General features: G+C 72.9%; 8 protein-coding genes and 1 pseudogene. 1 reads left to right on the top strand and 8 read right to left on the bottom strand.

The features are described 5' to 3' along the window. Positions 1-95: 95 nt before the first annotated feature. From AB0E62_RS22255 to AB0E62_RS22230, 6 genes are all read right to left on the bottom strand, one after another. Complete coding sequence (locus AB0E62_RS22255; RefSeq protein ID WP_362196331.1) at positions 96-3287, bottom strand: amino acid adenylation domain-containing protein; 3192 nt, start codon at positions 3285-3287, stop codon at positions 96-98. Continuing rightward, positions 3284-9028, bottom strand: a complete 5745-nt coding sequence (locus tag AB0E62_RS22250) for an SDR family NAD(P)-dependent oxidoreductase (protein ID WP_362196328.1) — start codon at positions 9026-9028, stop codon at positions 3284-3286. The genes AB0E62_RS22255 and AB0E62_RS22250 overlap by 4 nt, the downstream gene beginning before the upstream one ends. Next, positions 9021-15398 (bottom strand): type I polyketide synthase, encoded by a 6378-nt coding sequence (locus tag AB0E62_RS22245; RefSeq protein WP_362196325.1) that lies wholly within the window; start codon positions 15396-15398, stop codon positions 9021-9023. The genes AB0E62_RS22250 and AB0E62_RS22245 overlap by 8 nt, the downstream gene beginning before the upstream one ends. Before the next feature lie 377 nt (positions 15399-15775). Continuing rightward, positions 15776-16102 carry a hypothetical protein gene (locus tag AB0E62_RS22240; protein WP_362196692.1) on the bottom strand — a complete coding sequence of 109 codons (327 nt, stop codon included), beginning with the start codon at positions 16100-16102 and terminating at the stop codon, positions 15776-15778. After that, positions 16102-16761 (bottom strand): ATP-dependent Clp protease proteolytic subunit, encoded by a 660-nt coding sequence (locus AB0E62_RS22235; RefSeq protein WP_362196322.1) that lies wholly within the window; start codon positions 16759-16761, stop codon positions 16102-16104. The genes AB0E62_RS22240 and AB0E62_RS22235 overlap by 1 nt, the downstream gene beginning before the upstream one ends. Before the next feature lie 73 nt (positions 16762-16834). Continuing rightward, positions 16835-17620 carry an alpha/beta fold hydrolase gene (locus AB0E62_RS22230; RefSeq protein ID WP_362196319.1) on the bottom strand — a complete coding sequence of 262 codons (786 nt, stop codon included), beginning with the start codon at positions 17618-17620 and terminating at the stop codon, positions 16835-16837. 114 nt (positions 17621-17734) lie between these two features. Between AB0E62_RS22230 and AB0E62_RS22225 the strand changes: the two genes are divergently transcribed. Beyond that, a complete protein-coding gene (locus AB0E62_RS22225; RefSeq protein ID WP_362196316.1) occupies positions 17735-18031 on the top strand; it encodes a type II toxin-antitoxin system Phd/YefM family antitoxin in 297 nt (98 codons plus the stop codon). Between the two features lie 1114 nt (positions 18032-19145). On the opposite strand, the pseudogene fdxA reads toward AB0E62_RS22225, so the two are convergent. Both fdxA and AB0E62_RS22215 read right to left on the bottom strand, forming a co-directional pair. Then, a pseudogene (gene fdxA / locus AB0E62_RS22220) lies at positions 19146-19340 on the bottom strand (ferredoxin); the annotation flags it as partial. After that, on the bottom strand, positions 19337-19999 hold a 663-nt coding region (locus AB0E62_RS22215; RefSeq protein WP_362196313.1), incomplete at its 5' end, for a thiamine pyrophosphate-dependent enzyme. The gene AB0E62_RS22215 and the pseudogene fdxA, both read right to left, overlap by 4 nt.

The following is a 19999-nucleotide window of genomic DNA, read 5'->3' as shown; positions in this document are numbered from 1 at the left end:
TTTCGGGAAGTGCGGAAGCAGGGGAGTGCGGGCGCGCGGGTGCGCTTCGGTGAGGCGTGGGGGAATGGGGGAGTGGGGTGACGGCCGGCCGGAGGTCAGGGCCGTGCCAGTTCCCGCGCCTGCTCGATCGCGGCCGCGCAGGCAGCGACGGTCGCGCCCTCCAGCACCGCGCGCACGGAGAAGTCGACCTGCCATTCCTGGCGTACGCGGGAGGCGATACGGGTGGCCTTGATGGAGTTGCCGCCCAGGGCGAAGAAGTCCTCGTGCGCGCCGACGCCGTCCAGGCCGAGTATCTGCGCCCAGAGCTCGGCCACCCGCCGCTCCAGCGGGGTGAGGGACTCCGCCCGCCGGCTGTCCGGCACCCGGCGCTCGGGCGCCGGCAGGGCCGCGTGGTCCAGCTTGCCGTTGGCCGTCAGGGGCAGGGAGTCCAGGACGACGAAGGAGTTGGGCACCATGTAGTCCGGCAGGGTCCGGCGCAGGAAGAGGCGCCACTCGTCCTCCACCGGTGCCTCTCCCGGCCGCAGGACGAGGTACGCGATGAGCCGCTGGTCCGCTCCCGTCCCCCCGTCCCCGCCGGTGGCGCTGTCGCGCACCAGGACGGCGGCGTCCTTCACGGCCGCGTGCTCCAGCAGGGCGCTCTCCACCTCACCCGTCTCGATGCGCAGGCCCCGGATCTTGGCCTGCCCGTCGGCCCTGCCGACGAAGACGAGACGCCCGTCGGGACGCCGGCACAGCAGGTCCCCGCTCCGGTAGAGGCGGGCCCCGGGGACACCGGAGAAGGGATCCGGCTGGAAGCGTTCGGCGGTGAGAGCGGGGCGGTTCAGGAAACCGCGGCCGACACCGACGCCACCCAGGCACAGCTCACCGGGGACTCCGACGGGAACGGGCCGGCCGGCACTGTCGAGCAGGTGGAGCCGGATCCCGGGGATCGGCCGGCCGACCGACGGCGGGCGCCCGTCGGCCGAGCACTCCTCCACCGTGGCCCAGATGCTCGTCTCCGTGTGTCCGTACACGTTGAAGACCCGTCGCCCCGGACACCACCGGCTCAGCAGGGCCGGGGAGATCGATTCGCCGCCGAGCACGATGGTGCGCAGCAGGGGCAGCCGCTCGGGTGCCTCCAGCGGGAGGGCGGCGAGCGCGGAAGGGGGCATGACGAGGCAGGTGACCCGCTCACGCGCCAGCAGGTCGACGAGGCCCGGGCCCGGCATGACGTCCTCCCGCGAGGCGAGCAGGAGGACCGCGCCCGTCCCCAGGGCGAGGAAGACCTCGAACACCGACGCGTCGAAACTCGGGGACGCCCACTGCAGTACCCGGTCCGCGGGAGTGATGCCGAACGCGTCGTGCTGGGCGAGGCAGCTGTTCACCAGCCCCTCGTGAGGGATGAGGGCACCCTTGGGCCGCCCGGTCGATCCCGAGGTGTAGAGGACGTACGCGAGGTTGCCGGGCCGGACGCCGTCGGAGAGCGGTTCCGTGCCGAACCGCTCGATCTCCTCGGCCCGCTCGTCCAGCAGGATGGCGGGGACACCGAGCGTCGTGGGCAGGTGCCCGCGCGCCGTACCGCTGGTCAGCAGGAGGGAGAGCCCCGCGTCCCGGCTCATGAAGTCGAGGCGTTCCGCCGGGTAGGCGGGGTCGAGCGGCACGAACGCGCCGCCCGCCTTCAGGACGGCGAGCAACGCCACCACGAGGTCGGCCGAGCGGTCCAGGCAGAGCCCGACCCGGGCCTCCGGACCGATGCCGTGTGCGCGCAGCAGACGCGCCAGCCGGTTGGCCCGCTCGTCGAGCTGACGGTAGGTCAGGACCTCTTCCCCGAAGGCGACCGCCGGCGCGTCCGGTGACCGCCGCGCCTGCCGCTCGAACAGGTGGTGGGCACACAGGCCGGGCCGCGGCTCCACAGGCCCGCCGTCGCCCCACTCCTCGATGAGCCGCCGCTCCCCGGCGGTCAGGAGGGGGATCCGGCCGGCCGGGATGGTGAGATCGGCGGCGACCGTCTCCAGGACGGTGGCGAAGTGTCCCAGCATGCGCTCGACGACGGCAGCCTCGAAGCGGGCCGGGTCGTACCCGATGCGCAGGGTGATCTCCTCGTCGGGGATGACGAGGACGGCCAACGGGTAGTTGGTGTGGTACCGGTACTCGCCGCGCCGCACCTCCAGTTCGCCGGTGCGGCTGCCCAGGCTGGTGATCCGGGGCACGTTCAGGATCGTCATGATGCTCTCGAACAGCGGCTCGCCCGGTGCGGCGTCGCTCCACTGCTGGACGTCCGCCAGCGGGCTGGCCAGGAAGCCCCGCACCCTCGCCTGCGTCCCCTGGACCCGCGCGCACGACTCGGCGAACGGGCGGTGCGCATCGACCCGTGTCCGCAACGGCAGCGTGTTGATGAACAGGCCGAGGGTGTCCTCGATTCCGTCCAGTTCGGCCGGCCGGTGCGTCATGGTCATCCCGAACACCGCGTCCTGCTGGGCGGTGTACCGGCTCAGCAGCAGGCCCCAGGCCGTCTGGAGCACGGTGCTGAGAGTCAGCCCGTGCTCGCGGGCGAGCCGTCGCAGGGCGTCACCCGTCTCCCGCGCGAGCACCAGCGACACCTCGGGATTCTCCCGGCCGGTGTCCTCCCGGCCGGTGTCCTTGCCGGCGGGCCCGGCCACGGGCTCGGCCACCGGGAGCGGGGCGGGCCGGAACCCGGCCAGCTCCCCGCGCCAGAACTCCTCCGCCCGGCTCATGTCCTGACCGCGTACCCAGGCGACGTAGTCGTGGTACGGCCGTACGGCCGGGGAGGCCAGGGGCAGGTCCCGCACCAAGTGGTCGTACGCGGAGAGCACTTCCTCCAGCAGCATCAGAGCCGACCAGGCGTCCAGCAGGATGTGGTGGTAGCGGAAGACGAACACGTGCCGCCGGTCGGCGACTCGGATCAGGTGCAGCCGGAAGAGGGGTGCCCGGTCCAGGCCGAACCCCCGGCGCCGGTCACGGCGCAGGAACTCCTCCAGGCGCTCCTCGACGCCATGGGCCTCTTCTGTGTCCCGCCAGTCGTGCCGCTCGACACGCGCCGTGCCACGGGCGTGGACGACTTGGGCGGGCTCGTCGATCTCCTCCCAGTGGTAGGAGGACCGCAGGATGGTGTGCCGGTCGACCGCCCGCTGCCACGCCCGTTCCAGGGCGTCGGTGTCCAGGTCGCCGTCGAGTGTCTGGATGATCTGGTCGACGTAGAAGGACGTCCCCGGGTCGCGGACGGTGTGGTAGAGGAGGCCCTGCTGCAAGGGGGAGAGGGGGTGTACGCCCTCGATGCTCGCCGTCACCGGCTCCGCCTTTCTGTGTCGCTGTGGTCTCTGCGGCTGTCGTCGCCGGTGCTGTCGTCACCGCGGACGTCGTCCCCGCCGCCGTCGCCGGCCCCGGTGGCACCGATGCGGGACAGCAGCCGCCGCAGGTCGTCCTCGGCCAGATGGCTCTGCGGGACGCCGGTGCCCTCAGGTGCCTCGGCCGGTGCCGGAGTGGTGCTCGCCGGAGCGGTGTCCGCCGAAGTGGTACTCGCCGGAGCGGCCGCGAGCCTCGCCAGCTCGGCCACCGTCGGATGGGCGAAGAAGTCGGCCTCGCTGAGGCGGATCCCGGCCTGCTTGGCCTTGCTGATGATCCGCAGACTGGTGATGGAGTCGCCGCCGAGCCGGAAATAGTCGTCCTCGACGCCGATGGGATGGATACCGAGCAGCGATTCCCAGATCGCCACCAGCTCCGCCTCGGTCGCGTTCCGCGGCGGGAGCGCGGGCCCGAGCGTGACGGGACGGTCGTAGACGGTCTGCCCGGCCGCGTCACCCGCCCCGGCCGGCCGCGCGGCCGCGGGCCGCTCCTCACGGCGCTCACCGGCCGCGTCGCCGGCATGGACGTACGCGTGCGGGATCCCCGACCGCAGCAGGTCCTCCAGGGCCCGCATCGCGGGTCCCGGCCGGAGCATGCCGAAGCCGCTCTCCCGCACCCGCCGGCCGGCGGGCTCGTCGAGGGTCGCCACCATGCCGGCGCCGCTCCACGGTCCCCACGCCACGCTCGTGCCGGGCAGGCCGAGGAATTGCCGGTGGTGGGCGAGGGCGTCGAGGAAGGCGTTGGCGGCGGCGTACCCGCTCTGGCCGCGTGAGCCCATGAGCGCGGCCACGGAGGAGTAGAGGACGAAGAAGTCCAGCTTGGTGTCGCGGGTCAGCAGGTGCAGGTTCCACGCGCCGCGCGCCTTCGGAGCCATCACGGCGCGCAGGCGGTCGGCGGTCTGCCGCTGGAGGCTCCCGTCGTCCAGCACCCCGGCCGCGTGCACCACCCCGCGCAGCGGCGGCATGGTGCCCTCCAGTTCGGCGAGGATCCTCTGCATCGCGTCGAAATCGGCGACGTCGGCCTGGCGGACCAGCACCTGGACTCCCGCCCGCCGCCACCGGTCGACGGCGGACCGCGCGCCCTCGGAGGGTGCCCGGCGCCCGACCAGGACGAGGTGCCGGGCCCCGCGCCGGACGAGCCAGTCCGCCGTGTGCAGGCCCAGCGCCCCGAGCCCGCCGGTCACCAGGTACGTCCCGTCCGCACGGGCCGGCTCCGGCACGCCGGTGCCGTCGTACGACGCGGGCGGCACGTCCGTCGTCACGGCGATGTGGCGTCGACCGTCCCGCCAGGCGACACGGTCGTCGGGGACAGGCCGCAGCGCCTCCGCGAGGAGCGTTCCGGCCTCGCGCCCGGCCGTCGCCTCCCCGTGCGGGTCCAGGTCGACGAGGACGCAGCGTACGTCGGGGTTCTCGGCGTTCGCGATGGCCGCCAGGCCCCACAGCGGAGCGTGGACGACGCCGGCCGGGTGCACGGACGGGGACTGCGCGCCGCGGGTCGCCACGAGGACCCGCGCCTCGCGCCCGGTGCCGCCCAGCTCCCGCAGGACGGACAGCAGCGCGGCGGATCCCCGCGCCTGGGCGGCGTCGACCTGGTCGGCCGTGAGCTCGTGGCCCACTTCCCCCGGCTGGTCCAGTCCCCACAGGAAGGCGACGTTCAACGGCCCCTTGCCGGCCTCCTGTTCCCACTCGCGTACGAGCGCGGCGAGGTCCGCTTCCTCGCGGGCGCCGGCCTCGACGAGGGTGACCCGCCGGGCGAGGGGGCGCAGTTGTGCGGCCAGCTCGGCTCCGACGCCCCGGCGTTCGGCCAGCACCAGCCAGTCCGCGGGGAGCGGCGTACCGGCCGGGGAGACGTCGGGGGCCTCCGCGGCCTCCCACGCGGGCTGCCGGACGACGGCGGCGTCCCGGCGCAGCAGTGTCTCCGCCGACACCCGGCGCAGCCACACACCCTCCATCTCCAGAAGGGCGTTGCCGTCCTCGTCGGCCAGCAGCAGGTCCGCCACCACGGTGTCACCGCCGGGGCTCTGGTCCGCCCGCTCCCGCACGTGGCACCACAGGGGCGCGTGCGGAGGTGCCTGACGATATGTCAGGCCGTCCAGGCGGACGGGCACCCGCACGCCCAGTTCCTCGTCCGGCCGGGCGGCCCACACCAGAGCCACCACGGCCTGGACGCAGGAGTCGACCAGCCCCGGAGGCAGGAGGAAATCACCGTCCGGGCCGGGCCGCTCGGGCGGGAGCATCCGGATCAGGACCTCTCCGGGACGGCACCTCACCTCGTCGATGTACCGGAAGCCGGGCCCCAGTTCGGCCCCGCTCTCGCGCATCGCGGCGTAGAAGCCGGTGCCGTCGAGTCGCCGGCCCCGCTCGCCGAGCACTTCACCGAGTGCCCGCGCACGATCCGCCGTACCGGATGCCGGGGCCACGCGCGCCGTGCCGCGGGCGTGCGTGATCCAGCCCTGCCCGCCCGTTTCCCCGGCGGGGGCGCTGACCACGCTGAAGGCCCGGGCGTCCGGCCCGTCGTCGCCCTCGATGATCAGCTGTACGTCCCGGCCGGCGTCATCGGCGGTCATGGCGTGCGGGAAGGAGACCCCTTCCAGCAGGACGCCCCTGCCCTCGGGGCCGCCCCGTGCGACGGCGGCGACGGTCATGGCCAGGTGGGACGCCGCCGGGACGACCACCTCGCCGAACAGCACGTGGTCGGCGAGGAAGGCCGGGGAGTGGGCGGTGAACCGGTGGTGGAACACCGTGTCGCGCAGTGCGGGCGAGTTCAGCCGCGTACCCGGGAAGACGGGCGTACCGGCCGAAGAGTCCGAGGAGTCCGGTGAGATCGAGGCGTCCGGACGGCCCGCGGCAGCGGCCCCTGCGGCTCCCCTGCTCCCCGTGCCGCGCGTGTCCCTCCAGTAGCGCGTCCGGGCGAACGGATAGGTCGGCAGCGGCACCCTGTTCCGGTGGAATCCGGCGTCGACGGCATGCCAGTCGACGTCGGCGCCGGCCTCGTACAGGCTCCCGAGGGTCTGGAGGATCCGCTGCCAGTCGTCGGTGTGGCGGGACAGGGACGGCAGCCAGAGCCGGTCCTCCCGGGGGTCCAGGCCCTGCCGGGTGACCAGACGGGTCAGGACGGGCTCGGGGCCGATCTCCAGGGCCGCGTCGAACCGCCGCTCCAGCAGCGCCCGGACGGCGGGAAGGAACCGGACCGTGTCGCGGGCATTGCGCCGCCAGTAGTCGCTCCCGGCCAGGCCGTCGCCGTCGATCCGCCCGCCCGTGACGGTGGAGATGAGCGGGATCCCGCCCTGCCGGTGGGGCACGCCCGCGGCCAAGGCGCCGAACGGCTCCAGCATGGGCTCCATGAGCGCGGAGTGGAAGGCGTGCGAAGCGGTGAGCCGACGAGCGGTGACGTCCCGGGCGCGCAGCGTCCCGAGGAGGTCCTCCAGGTCGTCGGCGGGGCCCGAGACCACCGTCTGGAGCGGACCGTTGACGGCCGCGACACCCAGCCGTCCCGCGTAGGGCGCGAGCATCCCGGCCACCGTCGGCTCGTCCGCCATGACGACGGCCATCCCCCCGCGCCCCGGCAGTCCGTCCATGAGCCGGCCGCGTTCGGCGACCAGCGTCAGCGCGTCCTCGACCCGCAGGACTCCGGCGGCGCAGGCGGCCGCGAGCTCGCCGACGCTGTGCCCGAGAACGACGGACGGGGTGATGCCCCACGCCTTCCACAGGGACACCAGGGCGTAGGCGACGGAGAAGAGAGCGGGTTGCGCGTACCGCGTGCGGTCGATCAGCGTCCGGTCACCGTCCGGCGCGTACAGCACGTCGGTCAGGGACCACCCGAAGCGGTCGCGCAGCAGCTCGGCGCAGGTGTCGAGGGCTGCGCGGAAGACCGGCTGGCTGTCGTACAGCCCCGCGCCCATGCCGAAGTACTGCGACGCCTGGCCGGTGAAGAGGAACGCGGTACGGAAGCCGCGGCCTGCGGCGCCCACGTGGCCAGGGCTCGCGCCCGGCGTGCCCGGCGCCTGTGCCTGCCACGACGACAGCCGGTCCCTGAGGTCCTCGGTGCCCGACGCGACGAAGAGGGCGCGGTGCGGCGGCGCGAAATGAGCGCGCCCGGTGTTGGCCGAATACGCCACGTCCGCGCACGGCAGGTCCGGGTGCCGCTCCAGGTGGTCGCGGTAACGCTCGACCAGGCGCCGCAGAGCGGCCCCGTCGTGGGCGGACAGTGCCACGGGGTGGTGCGACCGTTCCCGGACGCCTGCCGCCGGAGGCGGCGCCGGGGCGGGCGGAGCCTCTTCCACGATCACATGCGCGTTGGTGCCGCCGATCCCGAAGGAACTCACCCCCGCCCTGCGGGGGCGGCCGGTACGAGGCCACGGCCGTGCTTCGGTGACCACGTCCAGCAGCAGGTCGTCCCAGGCGATGCGGTCGTTGCGGTCCCGCAGGTGGAGGTGGGCCGGTATCTCCTCGTGACGCAGCGAGAGGACGACCTTCATGAGGCCCGCTATGCCCGCCGCCGCCTCCAGGTGGCCGATGTTCGTCTTGACCGTGCCCATGAGGAGAGGGCGGTCGGGGGTCCGGCCACGCCTGAGGACGGCACCGAGGGCGTTGGCTTCGATGGGATCACCGATCGGGGTGCCGGTGCCGTGGGTCTCGACGTAGTCGACCTCCGCGGGCTCCACGGCCGCCGCCTTCAGGGCGGTGCCGATCAGCTCCTGCTGGGCGCTGCCGTTGGGGACCGTGAGACCGCTGCCGCGGCCCCCGTGGTTGACGGCGGAGCCACGGAGCACGGCCAGCACCGTGTCCCCCGCGGCCCGGGCGTCCGACAGCCGCTTGAGGACGACCATCCCGGCGCCCTCGCCCCGGGAGTATCCGTCGGCCGACGCGTCGAACGCACGGCTGCGCCCCTGCGGCGACAGGACGCCGGCCTGGGAGAGATAGACGTTCATCTCCGGCGCGATCATGAGGTGGACGCCACCGGCGAGGGCGAGGTCGCACTCGCCCGACCGCAGGCTCTGCATCGCCAGATGGACCGTCACCAGCGAGGACGAGCAGCCGGTGTCGACGGCGAGGGACGGGCCGCGGACACCGAGCAGGTACGAGAGGCGTCCGGCGGCCGCGCAGAAGAGGTTGCCCGTGCCCATGTGCCCGTCGATGCGTGACAGGTCGGCGGTCTGCAGGAGCTTGTAGTCGTCGATGCCGATGCCGACGAAGACCCCTGTCGCGGTGTCCCGGAGCGCCGTGGGCGGCTGCCCCATGTCTTCCAGGGCCTCCCAGGTGACCTCCAGCAGCAGCCGGTGCTGGGGATCGAGGGTTTCCGCCTCGCGCGGCGGAATGCCGAAGAACTCGGCGTCGAAGGTGTCGATCGCGTCGAGGAAGCCGCCGCGCTTCGACCGTACGGTGCCGGGCCGGCCTCCGTCCGGGTCGTGCAGGGCGTCTGCGTCCCACCGCCCGGCGGGCACGGTCGACGTGGCGTCCGTCCCGGACTTCAGCAGCTCCCAGAAGGACTCCGGGTCGCGCGCCCCGCCGGGGAAGCGGCACCCCATGCCCACGACGGCGATCGGTTCGGGAACGAGGGGCGTGCGGTCGGCGGGCTCGGGGGCGGCGGCGGGTTCCGCGGCCTGCCGCTGCCGCCGGAGGCGTTCCTCCAGCAGGGCCCGCTGGGACGCCGGGAGCGCCGCGATGCGCTCGGTGATGCTACTCATGCGTCTGGTCCCTTCCGGGCTCGTTTGCCGAGGTGAGTTCGTCCAGGTAGCGGGCCGCCTCGTCGGCGGACAGGCGCTCCACTTCGGCCAGCAGTTCCTCGACGCCGGCGCCGTCCGGGTCCGGCTCCGCCTTGTCTTCGGGGGCGAGTCCCAGCTCGTCGAGGAGGTGGGCGGCGAGGGAGGCGCAGGTCGGGTGGTCGAAGGGCAGCGTTCCGGTCACGGTGATCCGGTCGCCCAGGTCCTCGCGCAGGCGGCTCACCAGCTTCAGGTTCATGAGGGAGTCCATGCCGAGCTGGAAGAAGCCCGTGTCGGGGTCCACGGCGTGGTGCGCGGGGAAGCCCGCGATGCCGGCCACGTGGGCGGCCAGGTGCGCGACCAGGTGCTCCTGCCGGTCCGCGGGTTCGAGCGCGGCCAGCCGGTCCGGCAGCGGGTGTCCGGCGCCGGCGGGCTCGTCCTCCGCGGCGGCGCTCCCGGCGGTTCCTGCGCTTCCTGCGCTGCCCGCGCTCCCGGCGGCCGCCGCGGCCGAGGGCGCGTGGACGAGAGCGAGCAGGCCGCGGTTGGCCGTGGCGGGCAGCCAGTCGGCGTACGTCGCCCAGTCGACCGCGTACACACCCGGCCTGGGTGCGGGGTGCTCCAGGATCCGGTCCAGCAGGCGGGCACCCTCGGCGCGGGTGATCGTGCGGGCTCCGCGTTCGCTCCAGCGGTACCGGGCCGCGGCGGCCGAGTCCGTCATGCCGACGCCTTCCCACGGCCCCCAGTTGACGCTCGTGGCGGGGAGGCCCAGCGCGACGCGGCGGTCGGCCAGACTGTCCAGTGCGGCGTTCGCCGCCGCGTAGCCGCCCTGCCCGGGGGAACCGAGGACGGCGACGAACGACGAGAAGAGCACGAAGAAGTCGAGCGGCAGGTCGCGCGTGCACAGGTCCAGGTGGTGCGCGCCGATCACCTTGGGGGCCAGCACCGCCCGGTACCGGTTCCAGTCCTGCTGGAGGAGCGTCCCGTCGTCGAGGACACCGGCCGCGTGGAAGACGCCGCGCAGTACCGGACGGTGCCGCCCGAAGGCGTCCATGACGCTGCGCACGTCCTCGGCGCGGGTGACGTCGGCCTGCACGACGTCCACGGTCGCGCCGGACGCGGTCAGTTCGGCGAGCGCGGCGCGGGCGTCCGCGTCCGGTGCCCGACGGCCCAGCAGCACCAGGTGGCGGGCTCCGGCGGCGACCAGCCGGCGGGCGACCACGAGACCGATGCCGCCGAGACCCCCGGTGATCAGGTAGGAGCCGTCCGGGCGGATCCGGGGCCGCGGCGCGCGGCCGCCGGACCCGTCCTGTGCCGCGCTCGCCGAACGGGCCACCCTCGCCACGCGGCGCGCGCCGTCACGGAAGGCGATCTGGTCCTCGCCGTCTCCCGCGAGGAGTTCCCGCACCAGCGCGTCCGCCGCCCGTGCGGGGTCGGCCTGCGCCGGGTCGAGGTCCAGGAGTCCGCCCCACACCTCGGGGTGCTCCAGTGCGACCACTCGGCCGAAGCCCCACAGTGCACCATGAGAAACGTTTCTGCTGTCGGCCGCCCGGCCCTCGCCAGGCCGCTCGCCCGCGGGCTGGGCGCCCGACGTGACGAGCCACAGGAGCGGCGCCGGGCGTCCCTCCCAGGAAGCGAGCGCCCGCACGGTGGCCAGAGCCGGACGCAGCGAGCGTTCCAGCGCCTGCTCGAGCGCGGACGCGTCCTCGGTCGCGGACGCCTCCTCGGGACCGACGAGGTGGACCACGCCGCGGCAGGGGGCGGTCGCCTTCCCCAGCGCCTGCGGCAGTTCCGCCGGGGTCCGTGCCAGGGCGCATTCCTGCCCGGCCGAGCGGAGCGCGTGCGCCACCGAGCCGGCGAACACACCCCCGGGGTCGTCGGTGAGGACGATCCAGCTGCCCGGCTCGGCGGCCTTCGCCGGGGCCGGCAACGGCTTGTCGTGCCAGACGACTTCGTGCAGCCAGTCGCCGGTGCCGTCCTCCGCCGGCGACGACGCCAGGCGCTCCAGGATCCTGGGCAGGAGCCGCGTCTCGTCCGGCGACAGCCCGCCCCGGCGGACGAGTTCGCCGGTGACGCGCTCCACGTCGCCACGGGCCAGTCGCTCCAGGAGCTCCGGCAGCTCCCGTGCGGCTCCGGGCGGTGCCGCCGCCGTACCGATCGGCGCGGGGTCGATCCAGTACCTGTCCCGTTGCCAGGGGTGCTCCGGTGTGGTGACCAGGCGGCCGGGCCGGGACCGCAGGGCCCTGCGGTCCACGTCCTGCCCATGGGCCCAGAGGGTGGCGGTCGTTTCCCGGAGCGCCCGGCACTCCCCGCTTCCCCGGCGCATGGTGGGGACGACGAGGGGGTCGTGGCCCGCCTCCTCCAGGCACTGGGTCGCCGGGGCGACCAGGACCGGATGGGGTCCGAGCTCCACGAAGGCGCGGTGTCCTTCGGCGGCGAGCGCGTCGACGGCCTCCGAGAACCGTACGGGCTCGCTGATCGTCCGGACCCAGTACGCGGCGTCGAAGTGCTCGCCGGGGAAGAAGCCGGCGTCGATGGTCGAGAACACCGGGACATCGCCCGTCCGGGGCCGGATGTCCGCCAGCAGACGGCCCAGTTCCTCCTGGTACGCGCGCATCCGGGGGCTGTGCGACGGGTAGCCGACGCGGAGCATCCGCCGGAAGACGGCGGGCGGGAGGTCGTCGAGCAGGGCCCGCAGGGCCTCGGTGTCGCCGCTCACCAGCGTCGTACGGGGGCCGTTGACGGCTGCGACGGACACCTCGCCCGGCCGGCCGGCCAGGAGTTCCGCCACCTCGCGCGCTCCGAGGCCCACCGCCGCCATGCGGCCGGTTCCGGTGGCCCGCTGCAGGATGCGGCCCCGGTGGAGCGCGACGCTGAGCGCGTCCTCCAGAGTGAGGGCTCCGGCGCAGTGGGCGGCCGCGATCTCGCCGGCGCTGTGTCCGACGACGGCGGCCGGGTGGACGCCCCAGGAGCGCAGGAGTGCGGCGAGGCCCGCCTGGAGGGCGAACAGCGCGGGCTGGGTGATCTCGGTCTCGTCGATCCTGGAGGAGCCCTCGGGTTTGCGGAGTTCGTCGATGAGCGACCAGCCCGCCGTCTCCGCCAGCCACCGGTCGCACCGCTCGACGACGTCCCGGAAGACCGCCTCGTGGGCCAACAGCTCACAGCCCATACGGGCGGCCTGGGCCCCCTGGCCCGAGAAGAGGAACACGGGTCCGGCGGTGGCGCGCCGGGCCCTGCCCGTGACCAGGCCATCGGTCGCGTGCCCCGCGGCGAGTTCCCGGAGCCGGTCACGGAGTTCACCGGAGGAGGCGAACACCACCGCCGCACGGTGCGCGTGGTGGTCGCGGCCGAGCGCCGCGGTGTGGCACAGGTCGTCGACGTCGACGCGCGCCGCCGGTCCGGTCAGCAGCTCCTCGGTCTCACGTGCCAGTTGCCGCAGGGCAGGCAGCGAGTGGGCGCTCAGCGCGAGGGTGCGGACGCGTGGCTCCTCCGCCACCGGCGCGGCGAGCCGCTCCGCCGCCGGCGGAAGTCCGGCGAGCGTCAGGTCCGCCGGGTAGACGGGGCGCCAGGCGACGGCGCGGCCCGCGCGGTACAGCGCGCCGAGGGTGCTCAGCATGACGTCACGCGCGTCCTGTCCCCGGCGCTGGGACGCCAGGGTACGGGCCGGCCTGCCGAGGTCCTCGGCGATGACGTCCACCGGGCCGGTGAGCACGGCGTGCGGGCTGACCTCCAGGAAGTGCTCGTACCCCGCGTCGATGAGCCGCTCGACCGCCGGTGCGAAGAGCACGGGTTCGCGCAGGTTGCGCACCCAGTAGGCGGCGTCGAGCTGCTCTCCCGCGACGAAATCGGCGGTGACCGACGACATGACCGGGACGCCGGCCTGCGACGGCCGTACGCCGGACAGAGCCTCGCGCAGTTCCGGCAGGAGGGGGTCGCACTGACCGCTGTGGGAGGCGACGCCCATGTTCACCCGGCGGCAGCGGACACCGCGCCGGTGCAGCTCCGCCAGGCACGCGTCGAGCGCCATGGCGTCTCCCGAGATCACGGAGCTCCTGGTGCTGTTCGCCCCGGCGGGGTAGAGGCCGGGGCGGTCGGCGAGGAGGTCGCACACCTCGGCGAAAGGCAGGTCCACGACGGCCACGGCGCCCTGGCCCTCGATGCGCTCCATGAGGCGGCTGCGCTCGCACACCACGCGCACCGCGTCCGCCAGGCGCAGCGCGCCCGCCACGTGCGCGGCCGCCACTTCGCCGAGGCTGTGGCCCACGACGGCGTCCGGCTCGATGCCCCAGGAGCGCCACAGCGCCGCGAGGGCGACCTGGACGGCGAAGACGGCCGGCTGCATCACGGTGGTGGCGTCCAGGCGGGACGTGTCGGCGTCACGCCTCAGCTCCTCGACGACCGAGATGCCGGCGTGGGCGCGGACGAGGCGGTCGCACTCCAGCAGCGTCTCGCGGAAGACGGGTTCGGTGTGCAGCAGTTCGAGGCCCATGCCGCACCACTGCGAGCCCTGCCCGGAGAACACGAAGGCGAGACGGGGGCCCACGTCCGCGGCACCGGCACCGGCGCCGGACGCGATGTCCTTCAGCGCTCTGCGCAGGCCGGCCCGGTCGCGTACGGTCACCGCGGCCCGGTACGGGTGTGCGGTCAGCCGCAGGGCGGCGGTGGCGCACCAGGCCGGGACGGATTCCGACGGATCCTCGGTGACGTCGCCGAGCAGCGCGTCCGCGGCCTCCCGCAGTTCCTCCTCGCTGGGCGCGGAGAGCGGCAGCAGCTGTACGGGGCTGACGGGCGGCCCCTCCACGACCACGTGCGCGTTGGTGCCGCCGAAGCCGAAGGAGCTGACGCCCGCCAGCATCCTGTCGCCGTCGGCCGGCCAGGCGGTGAGGGCGGTCGGCACGGCCAGACGCAGCGCGTCGAAGGCGATGTCGGGGTTGGGCCGGGTGTGGTGGAGGGTGGCGGGGACGGACCGGTGGCGCATCGACAGGGCCACCTTGATGAGTCCCGCGATGCCCGCCGCGGCCTCCAGATGACCGATGTTGGTCTTCACGGAACCGATGAGCAGGGGCGATTCGGCGGGCCGGCCGTCGCCCAGCACCGTGCCGAGTGCGTGTGCCTCGATGGGGTCGCCGAGCGGCGTTCCGGTGCCGTGTGTCTCGATGTACTGGACGTCGTGGACGTCGACACCGGCGCGCTGGTAGGCGGTGCGGAGCATGGCTTGCTGCGCGGAGGGGTTCGGGGCGGTGAGGCCGTTGCTGGGGCCGTCGTTGTTGACCGCGCTGCCCCGGATCACGCAGTGGATCCGGTCCCCGTCGGCCAGGGCCGCCGAGAGCCGCTTCAGCACCACGATCCCGCCGCCCTCGCCGCGGACGTATCCGTCGGCGGACGCGTCGAACGCGGCCGAACGGCCGCGCGGGCTCATCGCCCCGAGCTTCGACATCGCGGCGCTGCTCTCCGGCGCGAGCACCAGGTTCACGCCGCCGGCGAGGGCCAGCGCGCTCTCTCCGGAGCGCAGGCTCTGACACGCCAGGTGGACGGCGACGAGGGACGACGAGCAGGCGGTGTTGACGCCGATGCTGGGTCCCTGGAGGCCCAGGGTGTAGGACACACGGGCCGGCACGATGCTCGGTTCCTGGCCCGTGGCGGTGTGCTGCTCGATCGATTCCAGATTACGCCCGGAAAGCCGCGCGTAATCACTCCACAAAGTCCCCAGGAATACGCCCGTGCTACCCGCCCGCAAGGACGAGGGCGGTATACCGGCGTCCTGGAGGGAACTCCATGCCAGTTCCAGGGCGATTCGCTGCTGCGGATCCATCTGAATGGCTTCGCGCGGGGATATTCCGAAGAACTGCGGATCGAATGCGTCCACGTCGGCCAGAAAACCGCCGCGCCGTGTGCTCATTTTTCCGGCGGTGGCGGGGTCGGCGTCGTACAGCGCTTCGGCGTTCCAGCGCTCCGGGGGTATGCCGGTGACGGCGTCACCACCGGAACGCAGCAGGTTCCAGTACGCCTCGGCATTCGGCGCCCCCGGAAAGCGGCAGGCCAGTCCCACGACGGCGATGGGCTCGTCAGAGGGCGCGGCGTCGGCCCGGTCCGCCGGCGCTGCCGCGGGGGCGGGGCCGTCCAGGCCGCCGGCGAGGGCCTCGGCGAGGCGGGCGATGGTGGGGAAGTGCCAGGCGAGCGTGGGAGGAAGGGACCTCCCGAGCTCCGTCGCCAGCTCTGCGGTGAGGGCGGTCATCGCGGCGGAGTCGATGCCCAGGTCCCGGTACTGGGTCTCCATGTCAGTGTCATGGATTGTCACCCCGAGCTGTTCACCGATTTTTCGCCTCAGCCAGTGCGCAATGTCGCTGGCGGTGTTCATGTCCGCATCCCCGTTTCGTGAATCGGGCAGAAAATGCCCATGAGAGCGACTCGGTCGTGAATTAGCCTGCCGCAGTCGGGTACGAGCTTGTCGCAACCACCGACGAAGATCAACCCATTTCTAGCCCGGCGGGGGTGAGGAGTCAACCCGGCCAGGGGAATCTTCTTTCAAAGCCACCTGGAGGCACGGCGAATGGACCTCGGCCGGTTAACCGGCGGGGCGCGAGATTTGCAAAACATTCCCACAATCCAAACATTCACCATGCACACACGGACAGGGTGCGGGGGCACGGCTTCGTGGAATGGGGTGGAAGCAGGCAGGCATGCCACTCCCGGTGGCCCGACGTGGGAGCCACCGGGAGTGGAGGCGCGCGAGGCTTACAAGGAGTCGGGACCGCCGGGAGGCGTCCCCTCGCCGGCGGGTCCCAGGCGGGGGAGGAAGCGGTCACCGTCGAGGGAGCGCAGGGCTTTCGCCATGGTGCGCACGTGGATCTCGCTCTCCCGCCGCTCGAACATCGTGGCCAGCGCGTCCCGCAGCGCCCGCGCCTCGCCCACGAGCGCCTGCGCGGCCCGGAGTGCCGTGTACGTCCCCGTCGTCTGCGTCGGGTTGACGCTGTGCAGGCGTTTCAGGACAGCGAGATAGGCGTCGATGACCTGGCTCTCCGCTTCGGTGAGGGCCGGGATCCTCGGCTCCTCCGGGAACATCACGGGGCCAGGTGGCTGTTACGCGGCGTCACGACCTGGTCCACGATGCCGTACTCCAGGGCCTGTTGGGCGGTGAGGATCTTGTCGCGCTCGATGTCCTCGCGGACCTTCTCGAGCGGCTGGTTCGAGTGCTTGGCCAGCATGTTCTCCAGCTGCTCGCGCATCCGGGTGAACTCGTTGGCGATGATCTCCAGGTCGGAGAGCTGGCCGCGGCCGGTGGAGCCGGCCGGCTGGTGGATCAGCACCCGGGAGTTCGGGAGCGCCATGCGCTTGCCGGGGGTGCCGGCGGCGAGCAGGATGGCCGCGGCGGAGGCCGCCTGGCCCATGCAGACCGTCTGGATGTCGGGCTTCACGAACTGCATCGTGTCGTAGATCGCCGTCAGGGCGGTCATGTCGCCGCCGGGGCTGTTGATGTAGATCGAGATGTCCCGGTCCGGGTCCATGCCCTCCAGGCACACCAACTGGGCCATGATGTCGTTGGCGGAGGCGTCGTCGATCTGGACGCCGAGGAAGATGATCCGCTCCTCGAAGAGCTTCGCGTACGGGTCGTACTCGCGGACGCCCTGGGAGGTGCGCTCCACGAAACGCGGAACCACGTAGCGCGCCTGCGCGGACCGGTCCGTGTGCGCGCGGAAGTCGTGGAAGTTGCCGGAATTCACAATATCGTCCTGTCGTTGCGAGGGGTGATGACGGTCGGATCGACGAACCGGTGCGAGTCGGGGAGGGACCCTGTCAGGCCGTCCACTTCTGGACGGTCTCCTCGATGAGGAGGGCGATGTCCCCCAGCCTGCTGTTGTCCATCAGCGTGTAGTGCGTGCCGCCGGCCCAGGCGACGGAGACCGGCCGGCCGGCCACCTCCGACCAGCCGAGGCAGTCCGGTGCCGAGTTCCAGCCCTTCTCGTCACGCGCCCGGATCACCAGGAGCGGCGCCGCGCACGGTTCGGCCCGCCAGCCGTCGTCGAAGATGCCCTGGTACCAGGTGTACGTGTCCCAGAACGGGCGCAGGTCCTGGCCCGTGAGCCCCGGCGTCTCGCTGGAAACGGCGATCAGGGCGGCCGCGTGGTCGAGGAGCGCATCCACGGAGGAGGCGTCGGGAGCTTCGGACAGGTCGATCCCGAAGAGTCCCCCCGCCTCCGACGCGAGATCGACGGTCCGGGCCCCCAGCACCTCGTGCGTCCCGCTGTCCAGCAGGATGACACCGGCCGGGGCGACGCCCCGCTCCTCGGCGAGGCGTGCCATCTCCACAGCCACCGGCCCGCTGAAGGACCAGCCGACGAAGACGGGCACGGAGCGGGAGTCCGCCTCCAGATACTGCGTCAGATAAGCGTCCGCGATGGCCTCGATGGTCCGGGGCCGGCCGGGGTCGATGCCCGGCGAGTGGAAGGCGTAGACGGAGCAGTCCGATCTCAGGTGCGGCTGGAGGGCGCGGTACGAGGCGGCCGAGCCGCTCGCCGGATGGATGAAGACCAGGGCGTGCGGCCCACTGGACACCTTCAAGCGGATCAGGTTGCCGCCCAACGTCACACATCTCCTTGTCGATCGCTCCAGCACTCCACGCGGCCGGACGAGTCCGGGCAGCGGCTCAAGCACGTGATCCAAATGTACAGGACGTACAGACCGTAGAATCAGAGCATGGCTTATGAGATTCCAGTGACGCAAGCCCGGGCGGAGCTCGCGGAGCTGATCAACCGCGTGGTCTACGGCGGCGAGCAGGTGGTCCTGACCCGTCATGGCAAGCCGCTCGTCGCCCTCGTGGCGGCCGCGGACCTGGAACGGCTGGAGACCGCCGCCAAGGAGGCGGAGAACGCGTCGGAACGGGTCATCGGCACGGTGTCGTTCGTCTCGGAGGTCCCGTCCTCCATCAGCGAACCGGGCCAGTTGGGCCTCGTCGCCGAGTACGGCTCACCGCAGGGCCCCTACGGCCGCTGAGACACGGGGGCCGCCAGGACGCCTCGACCCCGGCCCCTCAACGGTCCGTCGTGCGGCACGGCAGCCACGGCGTCGTCAGTCAGCGCCCGCCGGCCGGAGCGGGGCCGGTGGCGGCGATGGGGGCGCTGGGCGTCGCGGGGTTCCAGGACCGTCCAGTGGGGGCCGGGGCGCTCCGACGGCCGGCGTGGCTGCTCGCCCGCCTGGGAAGCGGCCCGTGCCCTGAGGCCTTTGGGCGGACCCTCGTCTTCAGGAACTGGTGCTCACGGGCTCGGCCTGGAACCGGGCCCCGTCCCCATCCCCTGCGCGTACGTCCTCACCCCGGAGACCCGGCTCGACATGCTGGGCCTGGCCACCCCGCCTCCAACGGCGTACCGCTCGACCACCCGACGCCGCGCGACTACACGCACCGGCGCACATACCTGCGACGTCTCGAGGCCCGACCGCGCATTGGACCGCCCATGACCGTCACACCCTCCTTCGGTGACCACTGCAAAGGTCTCCTCGTGGACGCCCTTCCCCTGATGCGCTGGGAGATGGACGACGGCGTCACTTCACTTCCCCACGCGTTGGACGCCGAGTGGCACGGCAACCCGGGGGGAACGGTGTCGGACTACCCCAGCGGGCAGGCCGTTGTCCCGGTGCTCAGCCGGAGGCCGGCCGAGGAGACGGTCCCGCGCTTCCAAGGGTTCGGGTACTGCATTCCTGTTCACGCACCCGATTCCAGGGCGGGTTACCGCGCGTACGTGCCGAGTGCCGTCGCCGACTGTCTCGACAGGAAGGCGTCGTCACCGCCGAGCGCGGTCGGGGAGATCGGACACGCCGAGTTCATTCCGGAGAGGTTGCCTCTCGCCGCCCCGTGCTGTTGGGCTCCTGAGGCGTACCGCGTCGTGCCGGGCCCTGCCACGGATGACCGTACGTACGACGTCTGGCACAACCGGACAGACGGACCGGCCGGCGCCCGTCGGCGCCGGCCGGTCCGTCGTGTGTGTGCTGAGGTACGTCAGCCGGTTCGCAGGGGGAGCCCCGCCACCAGGGGGTGGTCGGGCAGGACCCCTTCGGGCCTGGTCCGGCCGAGCGGTACGAACACCTCACGGTCGGCGTTCCGGTAGGAGGCCCACTCGTCGGGCACGTCGTCCTCGTGGAAGACGGCCTCGACCGGGCAGACCGGCTCGCACGCCCCGCAGTCGACGCATTCGTCAGGGTTGATGTAGAGCTTGCGTTCCCCCTCGTAGATGCAGTCGACGGGGCACTCGTCGAGGCACGCCTTGTCGAGGACGTCGACACAGGGCTCGGCGATCACGTACGTCATCGGGAACTCCTCTCGGGCACGACCGTCCAGGTGTCGCCGCCCGCCAGCAGGGCCGCCAGGTCGCCCTTGCCGTGCTGTTCGACGGCGAGGTCCAGCTGGTCGGTCATCTGGACGTCGTAGACGGGCCGTTCGACGGAGCGGAAGACTCCGATGGGGGTGGGGTGGTTCATGCGGGAGAGGGCGAAGGCCCGGGTGGGGTCGGGGTCGTGCGGGTCGTGGACGGTCTCCTCGCCGTCCGGGGTGAGCCGGTAGGGCGCCCCCTGCTCCAGGCGGAGGAGGGAGGTGTCGCGGGTGTCCGGGTCCTTGAGGGCGTCGAAGGCGCCGTCGTTGAAGATGTTGCAGTTCTGGTAGATCTCGACGAGGGCCGTGCCGGGGTGGGCCGCGGCCTGGCGCAGGACCTCGGTGAGGTGCTTGCGGTCGGAGTCGATGGTGCGGGCGACGAAGGAGGCCTCCGCGCCGATCGCCAGGGACACCGGGTTGAAGGGGGCGTCGAGGGAGCCCATCGGTGTCGACTTGGTGATCTTGCCGACCTCGGAGGTGGGGGAGTACTGGCCCTTGGTCAGGCCGTAGATCCGGTTGTTGAACAGCAGGATCTTCAGGTTGACGTTGCGGCGCAGGGCGTGGATGAGGTGGTTGCCGCCGATGGACAGGGCGTCGCC

It is taken from the genome of Streptomyces sp. NPDC038707, assembly GCF_040636485.1.
Lineage (GTDB): Bacteria > Actinomycetota > Actinomycetes > Streptomycetales > Streptomycetaceae > Streptomyces.
This window is presented reverse-complemented; position numbering and strand designations above follow the sequence as displayed.